Source organism: Ramlibacter sp. (assembly GCF_013697775.1).
Classification (GTDB): domain Bacteria; phylum Pseudomonadota; class Gammaproteobacteria; order Burkholderiales; family Burkholderiaceae_C; genus Ramlibacter.
Map to the genome: position 1 here is coordinate 1 of NZ_JACCWG010000072.1, position 9,956 is coordinate 9,956.

9 protein-coding genes and 2 pseudogenes are annotated in these 9,956 nt (G+C 70.0%); 5 read left to right on the forward strand and 6 right to left on the reverse strand.

Annotated features, from left to right (window positions below):
• The coding region (gene mutL, locus H0U68_RS03910) for a DNA mismatch repair endonuclease MutL (RefSeq protein WP_296352878.1) at positions 1-748 on the reverse strand (748 nt) is incomplete at its 3' end.
• Between the two features lie 57 nt (positions 749-805).
• Between mutL and H0U68_RS03915 the strand changes: the two are divergent.
• Both H0U68_RS03915 and H0U68_RS03920 read left to right on the forward strand, forming a co-directional pair.
• Positions 806-2,115 (forward strand): annotated as a pseudogene (locus tag H0U68_RS03915) (Hsp70 family protein).
• 8 nt (positions 2,116-2,123) lie between these two features.
• The gene (locus H0U68_RS03920) at positions 2,124-2,777 is read left to right on the forward strand and encodes a VTT domain-containing protein (RefSeq protein ID WP_296352880.1); all 654 of its coding nucleotides are present in this window, start codon (positions 2,124-2,126) and stop codon (positions 2,775-2,777) included.
• 22 nt (positions 2,778-2,799) lie between these two features.
• On the opposite strand, the gene H0U68_RS03925 is transcribed toward H0U68_RS03920, so the two are convergent.
• Positions 2,800-4,146, reverse strand: a complete 1,347-nt coding sequence (locus tag H0U68_RS03925) for a hypothetical protein (RefSeq protein ID WP_296352883.1) — start codon at positions 4,144-4,146, stop codon at positions 2,800-2,802.
• 108 nt (positions 4,147-4,254) lie between these two features.
• Between H0U68_RS03925 and H0U68_RS03930 the strand changes: the two genes are divergently transcribed.
• Together H0U68_RS03930 and H0U68_RS03935 are read left to right on the forward strand one after the other, a co-directional pair.
• The gene (locus H0U68_RS03930; RefSeq protein ID WP_296352885.1) at positions 4,255-5,592 is read left to right on the forward strand and encodes an aromatic ring-hydroxylating dioxygenase subunit alpha; all 1,338 of its coding nucleotides are present in this window, start codon (positions 4,255-4,257) and stop codon (positions 5,590-5,592) included.
• Entirely contained in the window at positions 5,589-6,113 is a 525-nt protein-coding gene (locus tag H0U68_RS03935) for an aromatic-ring-hydroxylating dioxygenase subunit beta (protein WP_296352886.1), read from the forward strand. The genes H0U68_RS03930 and H0U68_RS03935 overlap by 4 nt, the downstream gene beginning before the upstream one ends.
• A gap of 57 nt (positions 6,114-6,170) precedes the next feature.
• Here the strand turns inward: H0U68_RS03935 and H0U68_RS03940 are convergent, their stop codons facing one another.
• The 3 genes from H0U68_RS03940 to tsaE all read right to left on the reverse strand — a co-directional run bounded on the left by H0U68_RS03940 (position 6,171) and on the right by tsaE (position 8,311).
• Entirely contained in the window at positions 6,171-6,377 is a 207-nt protein-coding gene (locus H0U68_RS03940; RefSeq protein ID WP_296352888.1) for an osmotically inducible lipoprotein OsmB, read from the reverse strand.
• 168 nt (positions 6,378-6,545) lie between these two features.
• Entirely contained in the window at positions 6,546-7,874 is a 1,329-nt protein-coding gene (locus tag H0U68_RS03945; RefSeq protein ID WP_296352890.1) for an N-acetylmuramoyl-L-alanine amidase, read from the reverse strand.
• A complete protein-coding gene (gene tsaE / locus H0U68_RS03950; RefSeq protein ID WP_296352892.1) occupies positions 7,871-8,311 on the reverse strand; it encodes a tRNA (adenosine(37)-N6)-threonylcarbamoyltransferase complex ATPase subunit type 1 TsaE in 441 nt (146 codons plus the stop codon). The genes H0U68_RS03945 and tsaE overlap by 4 nt, the downstream gene beginning before the upstream one ends.
• 66 nt (positions 8,312-8,377) lie before the next feature.
• On the opposite strand from tsaE, the gene queG reads away from it, so the two are divergent.
• Positions 8,378-9,415, forward strand: coding sequence for a tRNA epoxyqueuosine(34) reductase QueG (gene queG / locus H0U68_RS03955; RefSeq protein WP_296352894.1), 1,038 nt, complete (start codon positions 8,378-8,380; stop codon positions 9,413-9,415).
• 1 nt (position 9,416) lies between these two features.
• Here queG and H0U68_RS03960 read toward each other — a convergent pair.
• Positions 9,417-9,956 (reverse strand): annotated as a pseudogene (locus H0U68_RS03960) (hypothetical protein); the annotation flags it as partial.

A 9,956-nucleotide genomic window follows, 5' to 3' on the forward strand; every position in this document is an offset into this window, starting at 1 on the left:
AACGCGCGGCGTCCGGCAGGCCGGCGCGGCCGCGCACGCGCAGCGGGCCGGCGGCGTACTCCACCGCCACGCTCTGCTCCAGGAAATCCTCGCCCAATACGTCGGCGATGCGCTGCTCGCGCGTGCCGGGGCGCCACTGCTCCAGCAGCCGCCCTTCGTGCCACACGGCAAAGCCGACGTCGGGCCGCGCCAGCGCGTGGCGGCGCACCGCTTCCAGGCAGTGCGCGAGCTCGGTGGCGTCGCTCTTGAGGAATTTGCGGCGCGCCGGCGTGCTGAAGAACAGCTCCTTGACTTCCACCGTGGTGCCGGTGCCGCGCGCCGCCGGGCGCAGCTCGCCGCTGGTGGCATCGAGCAAAAAGGCGCTGGGCTGGCCGCCGGGGCGCGACAGCAGGCAGGTTTCCGACACCGAGGCGATGGCCGCCAGCGCCTCGCCGCGGAACCCCATGGTGGCCACGGTCTCCAGGTCGGCCAGCGAGCCGATCTTGCTGGTGGCGTGGCGCTTGAGCGCGAGCCACAGGTCGTCGCGCTCCATGCCGCTGCCGTCGTCCTCCACGCAGACCAGCCGCACGCCGCCGGCGGCCAGGCGCACGGCGATCTGGGTGGCGCCGGCGTCCAGCGCGTTGTCGACCAGTTCGCGCACCACCGAGGCGGGGCGTTCCACCACCTCGCCGGCGGCGATCTGGCTCACCAGGGCGTCGGGCAGTTCGCGGATCGGCCGGCGGGACGGCGGGGAGAGCACGGCATTCATCGGCGCATTCTAGGGAGCTTCGGGCCGGTCCATGCATTGCGTACAATCCGCGCCCCCATGACCTCCACCCCGTTTTGCGCCATCGATTTCGGAACTTCCAACTCGGCCATTGCGGTGCCGGGCCCGGGCGGCCGCATGGCGCTGGTGGACGTGGAGGCCGGCCAGCGCACCATGCCGACCGCCGTGTTCTACGCGGTGGAAGGCCTTGCCGCCCATCAGGAACCGCTGCGCCTGTACGGCCGCGCCGCCCTGGCAGCCTACGTGCAAGGCCAAGAGGGCCGGCTGATGCGCTCGATGAAGAGCATCCTGGGCTCCACCTGGCCGAGCAGCGCACCGAAGTCGGCGAGGGCCACGCCGTACGCTACCTGGACGTGGTGGCCAGCTACCTGCGGCACCTGAAGGCGCTGGCCGAACGCGCCTGCGGCGCGGCGCTGCAGCGCGCGGTGCTCGGGCGGCCGGTGTATTTCGTCGACGGCGACCCGCAGCGCGACGCGCAGGCGCAGGCCGCGCTGGAAGAGGCGGCGCGGGCCGTCGGTTTCGGCGAGCTGAGCTTCCAGTACGAACCGATCGCCGCCGCGCTGGACTACGAGCAGGGCGTGGCCGCGGAGCAGCTGGTGCTGGTGGCCGACATCGGCGGCGGCACCTCGGACTTCTCGCTGGTGCGGGTCGGCCCCAAACGCCGCACCCGCCTGGACCGCAAGGACGACATCCTGGCCAACCACGGCGTGCACGTCGCCGGCACCGATTTCGACCGGCAGGTGGAGCTGGCCGCGATCCTGCCGCTGCTGGGCTACCGCGGCCTGGGCCCGAGCCGGCCGGGCGAGGCGCCGCGCGAGGTGCCCAACCGCGTGTACTTCGACCTCGCCACCTGGCACCTGATCAACACCGTGTACACCGCGCCGCGTGTGCACGAGCTGCGCCGCATGCGCGCGTTCTACGGCGACGCGCGCCAGCACGAGCGCCTGATGACGGTGGTCGAGGAGCACCTGGGCCACGCGCTGCTGGCCGAAGCCGAGGCCGCCAAGATCGCGGTGGCCGAGGGCGGCGCCACGGCCATCGCGCTGGACGCGGTGGAACGCGGGCTCGCCTCCTCGCTGGACGCCGCCGGGGCGGCGCAGGCGCTGGAGGGCGACCTGGGCCGCATCGTGCAGGCGCTGCGCGAAACGCTGGCGCAGGCCGGCGTGCAGGCCGATGCGGTGGACGTGCTCTATCTCACCGGCGGCTCCACCGGCCTGCGGCCGCTCGCGCGCCAGCTGGCGGCCGCGCTGCCGCGCGCACGCGCCATCCAGGGCGACCGCGACGCCAGCGTGGCGCAGGGGCTGGGTGTGCATGCGGCGCGGCTGTACGGCGGTGGCGTGCACCCATAATCCCTGCCATGGAATTCATCACCTTCCTGGTCGGCTTCGTGCTGCACGTCGACCAGCACCTGCAGAACTTCGTCGCGAGCTACGGCAACTGGGTCTACGCGCTGCTGTTCCTCATCATCTTCGTCGAGACCGGCGTGGTGGTGATGCCGTTCCTGCCCGGCGACTCGCTGCTGTTCGTGGTGGGCGCGCTATGTGGGCTGGGGCTCATGAGCTATCCGTTGTCGATCGCGCTGCTGCTGGCGGCCGCCGTGCTCGGCAACCAGAGCAACTACGCCATCGGCCGCTATTTCGGCCCGCGCGTGTTCCAGTGGGAGGACTCGCGCTTTTTCAACAAGCGCGCCTTCGAGCAGGCGCATGCCTTCTACGAGAAGTACGGCGGCGTCACCATTGTGGCGGCGCGCTTCATGCCCTTCCTGCGCACCTTCGCGCCCTTCGTGGCCGGCGTGGCGCACATGACGCGCGCCAAGTTCACGATGTACGACGTGACGGGCGGCGCGCTGTGGGTGGCCGGCGTCATCACCGCGGGCTACCTGTTCGGCGGCATCCCGTGGGTCAAGGAGCACCTGGACAAGATCATCTGGGCGATGATCCTGTTGCCCGGCGTGGTGATCCTCATAGGGGCGTGGAAGGCGCGACGCAAGCCGGCGGCGCGCGTGGGGTGACGACAGCCTTCACCGCTTCCTCTCAGCGCGGACGCGGCGTCACGCGCGCATCCAGCGGCGCGGGCCGGTAGTCCGGCACCAGTTTGCAGCTGCCGCCGTAGCCGGCCTCGTAGCCCTTGCACAAGGCGGCCACCTTCGCCGGCGTCGGCTTCTCGCCCTTGTCGATCCACTCCAGCAGCGCGGTGAACAGCGCCGGGTACTGCGGCGCGGCCAGGAAGCTGTGCTCGGACTCGTCGCTGAAGGTCTGCACCAGCAGCGGCCCGGTGCCGGCGCGCTCCAGGGTGTCGCGGTACAGGCTTTCCAGTTCGACGAAGGCGGTGGGATCGTGGATGGCGTGCAGCGTCAGCACCGGCACGTTGACCGCGCCCGCGGGATTGCTGTCGCGCGCGAGGTCGGCCACGGCCTGGGGATCGGCGGCGTAGCGCAGCACGCCGGCGTTCAGCGCCGCATCGTCGGCAGACCCGGCGTACACCGCGCCGATGTTGCCGAACGGATTGCGCTTGCCCAGGCGCAGCTGCGTCACGTCGCGCAACAGCCAGGTGGCCCAGTTCAGGTGGCCGATGAGCGATTTCTCGGGGATCTTCACCACATTCAGGATGGTGGTGAGGTTCGCCTTCTGCCGCTCGGTGCGCTGCGCTGCCGGCTGGCGCACGCCGGTGCACTCGTCGACGCGGCGCGCCAGTTCGTCGCGGGTGAGCTTGCTGTCGGCGGGCAGGCCCTGCCACAGCGGATAGGCGGGTTCGTCCGCGCGCGGGTGGTTGCTGCAGACCGCCTGGTAGACCACGCGCAGGTCCAGCCGGAAGTCGTAGGCACGCGTGCCGCCGCCCAGCACGCCGCTGGTGAGCAGAACGCCGTCATAAGGGCCGCGCCGGCCGTCCACCGTGGCGTAGAGCTCGGCCGCCTTGGACGCCACGCCGCCGCCGTAGCTCTGGCCGTGCAGCAGCGTGCGGCGCGGCTGGCCGAAGCGCGCGACGAACAGGCGCCGCAGCCGCTCGGTGTCTTCGGCCGCCATGGTCACGCCGTAGCCGCCGCGCCGGTAGGTCGATCCGGCCCAGGCATAGCCGGCCTTCACCGTCACCGCCCAGCGCTCCAGGTCCTCGCGGCTGCGCCCGGCCCTGGCCGGCCCGGTGTCGGCGGGCCCGCCGTGCGCATGCATCACGAGCACGCCGGTGGCGGGGTTCCAGCCGGCCGGCAGCGCGATCCAGTAGAAGGCGCCCTGGCCATCCTCGCCGGTGAAGCAGGCGGCGAACGCCGGCACCTCGGCAGGGCAGGGGGAGGGCGCCGGATCGGCATGGGCCGCGGCAGCGAGCGTGAAGGCCGCACAGGCAGCGGCGGCCAGGCGGGCGATGGAGCGAACGGGAGTGCGCATCGGCCCATGCTAGACCGACCATGCATGCGCCGCCATCGTGGACATCACGCATACACAGGCACTGCCGGTCGCATGGCCGAAATTGATATGTGAGCGTATTATTTCGGCATGAATGCCCCGCAGCCCCATGCTCCCGACGTGCACCGCTGGAGCGCGCCCGGCTCCAGCCGCGTTCCCTTCTGGGCCTACACCGATGCGCAGCTGTACCGGCGCGAGCTGGACCGCATCTTCTACGGCGCGCACTGGAACTATGTCGGGCTGGAAGCGGAGATCCCGAATGTCGGTGACTACCGGCTCAGCCGGGTGGGCGAGCGCCAGGTCATCCTCGTGCGCGACCGCGTGGCGCCGAAGGACCGCGGCACCGACACCGGTGTGCGCGTGGTGGAGAACCGCTGCGCGCACCGCGGCGTGCGCTTTTGCCAGCAGCCGCATGGCAATGCGCGCAGCTTCGTCTGTCCTTACCACCAGTGGACCTACAAGCTCAACGGCGACTTGGCCGGCCTGCCGTTCAAGGACGGCGTGAAGGAGGAGCGGCCCGACGGTTCGGCCTGCGTCAACGGCGGCATGCCCGAAGGCTTCGACCTCAAGGCCAACGGCTTGGTGAAGCTGCGCGTGGCGGTGCTGCACGGGCTGGTGTTCGCCACTTTCAGCGAGGACGCGGAGCCGTTCGCCGACTACATCGGCCCCGAGGTCATGCCCTGGCTGGACCGCATCTTCAAGGGCCGCCAGCTCACCCTGCTGGGCTACAACCGCCAGCGCATTCCGGGCAACTGGAAGCTGATGATGGAGAACATCAAGGACCCGTACCACCCGGGCCTGCTGCACACCTGGTTCGTCACCTTCGGGCTGTGGCGCGCCGACCAGAAAAGCCGCATGGTGACCGACGCGCACGGCCGCCACGCGGCGATGGTGTCACGCCGCAATGAGGGCGGCGAGAACAAGACGGTGACGCAGGGCGTGACCTCGTTCAAGGCCGGCATGGCGCTCAACGACGCGCGCCTGCTGGACGTGGTGCCCGAGCCCTGGTGGACGGTGGACGATCCGGCGAACCCCGGCACGGAGATCACGCCGACCGTCACCATGCTCACGCTGTTTCCGGGCCTCATCGTCCAGCAGCAGGTGAACTCGCTGTCCACGCGCCACATCGTGCCGCGCGGCGAGGGCGAGTTCGATTTCGTCTGGACGCATTTCGGTTTTGCCGACGACACGCCCGAGATGACGCGGCGCCGCCTGCGCCAGGCCAACCTGTTCGGCCCGGCAGGTTTCGTCAGCGCCGACGACGGCGAGGTGATCGAGTTCAGCCAGGATGGTTTTCGCCAATGGGGCGAATCGGGCAGCACCCTGTGCGAACTGGGCGGCACGGAGACCGGCGGCACCGAGCACATGGTGACCGAGACGCTGATCCGCGGGATGTACGCGTACTGGAAGAAGGTGATGGACGTATGAGCACGCAGGCCGTTCGGGCTGAGCCCGTATCCGTTCGGGCTGAGCTTGTCGAAGCCCTGTTGCTGCACCACCAGATCGACCAGCTCAACGCCTCTTATGCCGCCGCGCTGGATGAGCGCCGTTTCGACGACTGGCCGCTGTTCTTCCTGCCCGAGGGCCGCTACACATTGCGCGCGAGAGAGAACCACGACCGGGGCCTGCCGCTGGCGCTGATGGACCTGGAGAGCCAGGGCATGATGAAGGACCGCGTGTACGGCATCACGCAGACGATCTACCACGGCCCCTACTACACGCGCCACGTGCTGAGCCCGGTGCAGGTGCTGGCCCGCGAAGAGGGCCGTATACGCACGCAAACGCACTATGCCGTCTTCCGCACCAAACCCGGCGACGCGAGCGAGGTCTACAACGTGGGCCGCTACATCGACGACATCGTGCGCACCGCCGACGGATTGAAGTTCGCGAGCCGCCTGTGCGTGTACGACAGTGAGATGGTGCTCAACTCGCTTATCTATCCGATCTGAAAAGCGAAACGGGGCAGCAAGCCGCCCCGTTCCTCCTCTGGATTGTGCGCAACAAAGTTAACGCTTCGCTGCCTTGTTCCCGAGGTAGCCGCCAGCCACCGCGCCGGCCACGGCGCCCGGCGTGCCCAGCAGGGCGTCGCCCACCACACCGCCGACGACGGCGCCACCCACGGTTCCCACCGTGGTGCGGTCCATCGAGGCGCAGCCGCCCAGGCCCAGCATAGAGGCGGCAACCAGGGCCGCACCGATGATTCGCGTCTTCATAGCATTTCCTTCAGTTGGTTGTTCCGGTGCCGCATCGGAGCCGCGGCTGCTTGTGTGACTTCACTGTAGAAACGAAGCAACAACCACGCTGTAGGAACAACTTGACGGGAGGTGTCGTCTGCGTGTAGTGCAGCGTGCAGGCGCGCCTTTGCAGGCGCAGTCCTACGCTCAGGCCGTGCGGTTGCGCGCGAGAGGGGGGTTTTTGGCGAAGTAGCGCTGGATGCCGCGCATCAAGGCATCGGCCAGTTGTTCCTGGTAGCTGTCGCTGCGCAGGCGCATCTCTTCCTCGGGGTTGCTGATGAAGGCGGTTTCCACCAGCACGCTGGGAATGTCGGGCGCCTTCAGCACGGCGAAGCCGGCCTGCTCCACCTGGGCCTTGTGCAGCTTGCCAAGCTGGCCGATCTCGCCCAGCATGGCGCCGCCCAGCTTGAGGCTGTCGTTGATCTGCGCGGTGGTGCTCATGTCGATCATGGCGCGCACCACGTGCGCGTCCTGCGCCTTGACGTTCACGCCGCCGATCAGGTCGGCCTGGTTCTCCTTATCGGCCAGCCAGCGCGCGGCGGTGCTGGAGGCCCCGCCCTGGCTGAGGGCGAATACGCTGGCGCCGCGCGCCGCGGGCGTCATGAAGGCGTCGGCGTGGATGCTCACGAACAGGTCGGCTTGCACGCGCCGCGCCTTTTGCACGCGCACGTGCAGCGGCACGAAGAAATCGGCGTCGCGGGTGAGGAAGGCGCGCATCGGGCTGCCGTTGACGCTGGTGGCGTTAATGCGCTCGCGCAGGCGCTGCGCCACCTGCAGCACCACGTCCTTCTCGCGCGTGCCGGCCGGGCCCACGGCGCCCGGGTCCTCGCCGCCGTGGCCCGGGTCCAGTGCCACGATGATCAGGCGGTCGGTCTTGCGCGGCGGCAGCTGCCGGGGCGCGGGCCGGTGCGCCTCGCCGCCGGACACCGGCGACGGATCGGACTGCACCGTGCGCTCGCCGTTCTTCGCGATCAATTCACCCAGCGGGTCGGTGGCCGGCGTCGGCGCGGGCATCGGCCGGTCCTTCATGCGCTCGGCGATCAGTGCTTCCAGCGGATCGATAGCCTTGGTCGGGTAGAAGTCCACCACCAGCCGGTGCTGGTAGGCGGCGATCGGCGGCAGGGTGAACAGCTGCGGGCGCGTGGGTTGCTTGAGATCCACCACCACCCGCACCACGCCGGGGCCGTGCTGCGTGGCGCGCACGCCGCCGACGAAGGGGTCGTCCAGCTTCACCTTGGCCACCAGCTCGCGCAGCGTGGGGCTGAGCTCGATGCCTTCGATGTCCACGGCCAGGCGCGGCGGCAGGCTCAGCATGGTCTGGTGCGAGCTGAGCAGGCCGTCGGACTCGATGGTCAGGCGCGTGTAGTCGGGTCCCGGCCACAGGCGCACGGCCAGGATGGTGGCGCCGCGCGCGATCTGATGCGCGCCCAGAAGCAGCAGCAGCGAACTTCCCTGGAGGAGGTCGCGCCGCTTCACCGCAGCAGCTCCGCGCCGCGCGGCGTCTGCGCGCGCAAGGTCACATCGCGGCCGTCGTCGGTCCGCGGCGTGATGGCGATCACCAGATCGGCCACGGGCAGCAGGGCGCGCGCGTTGTCGGGCCATTCGGCCAGCTTCAGGCCGGGACTCGCGAAGATGTCGCGAAAGCCCGCGTCTTCCCATTCGCGTGGGTCGTTGAAGCGGTAGAAGTCGAAGTGCCAGGCCGCCACGCCGGGGGCCTCGTGCGGCTCTACCACGGCGTAGGTCGGGCTCTTGATGCGGCCCTGCACGCCCAAGGCGTGCAGCAGGTGGCGCACGAAGGTGGTCTTGCCCGCGCCCAGGTTGCCGTGCAGCTCGATGAAGGCGTCCCGCACGGCCGTGCGCGACGCCAGGCCTTCGGCGAAACGGCGCGTGTCGTCCTCGGTGGCCCAGGCCATGGTTTCTACAATGGGGCGATGGTGTTCGACGGCGCTCAGATCGACGGTCCTTTGCTGCTTGCGCACATGCGCGAGTGGGCGCGCACGCTCGGATTCTCGCAAATCGGCGTGGCCGGCGTCGACCTGTCGTCGGCCGAGCCCGGTCTCGCGGCGTGGCTGCACAACGGATTTCACGGCGAGATGGCCTACATGGCGGCGCACGGCATGAAGCGCGCGCGCCCGGCCGAACTGGTGCCGGGCACGGTGAGCGTGGTCACGGCGCGCATGGACTACCTGCCGCGCGGCACGCCCGAGGGCTGGCAGGGCATCGAGTTCGCCCGGCTCGATCGGCCGCAGGAAGCCATTGTTTCGATGTATGCCCGGGGCCGCGATTACCACAAAGTGATGCGCTCTCGCCTGCAGAGCCTGAGCGAGCGCATTGCCGAAGCGATCGGGCCGTTCGGCCACCGCGTGTTCACCGATTCGGCGCCGGTGCTGGAGGTGGAACTGGCCGCGCGCAGCGGCCAGGGCTGGCGCGGCAAGCACACGCTGGTGCTCAACCGCGAGGGCGGTTCGATGTTTTTTCTTGGAGAAATTTACGTCGATGTCGCGTTGCCGCCAACCGACAGCGCAAGCGGCCATTGCGGCAGCTGCAGCGCCTGCATCACGGTATGCCCGACCGGGGCCATCGTCGCGCCGTACCGGCTGGATGCGCGCCGCTGCATCTCGTACCTGACCATCGAGCATGCCGGACCCATCCCCACCGAGCTGCGCCCCCTCATGGGCAACCGCATCTACGGCTGCGACGACTGCCAGCTGGCCTGCCCCTGGAACAAGTTCGCGGGTCGCAGCACGCTGCCGGATTTCGATGCGCGCGCGGCGTTGACGGGCGGCACGCTGGCCGACCTGTTCGGCTGGAGCGAAGCCGAATTCCTGGCGCGCACCGAAGGCAGCCCGATCCGCCGCATCGGCCACGAGCGCTGGCTGCGCAACATCGCGGTGGCGCTGGGCAATTCCTTGAGGCGCAAGGAGGATCCGGCGCTGCGCGCCGCCTTGCAGGCGCGCGCGGACCATCCGAGCGCGCTGGTGCGCGAGCACGTGGAGTGGGCGCTGCGCGTCAGCTAGCTCAGCACTTCGCGTCCGACAGCTGCTTGTCCACCGCGCGGCGCTGGTTCTGCAGGTTTTCCATGGTGCCGGCCTTGCCGCCGGCGCGCAGCTGCCCCTCGACGTCGGCCAGGTCGCGGCGCCAGGTGGCGCACATCGGATTGGGTTTCGCCGCTGCGGGGATGACCGCCGCGGCCGGTGCCGCGGGTGCCGCTGGGGCCGCAGCCGGAGCAGCCTGCGCGGGCGCCGCCGGGCCCGCCTGCTTTTGCAGTGCCTTGAGCGCTTCGGCGGCTTCGGCCTGCTTGGTGCGCTCGGCCACGCATTCGGACTCGATGGCCGCGCGCACCTCAGGTGCCGTGCCGCGGCGCGCATACACCGCCTGGATGGTGCCGACCAGTTCCGTGTCGCCGTGTGCCTCGTTCAGCTGCTTGTCCAGCGTGGCGCCGCCTTCGCGCTTCCACACGATGCGTTGCGCGGACTCGCCCACGCGCGCGCAGGGAATCGCGAAAGGCGAGGGCGCCGCGGCGGGGCCGGATGGCGCAGCGGGGTTGCTGCCCGGGCG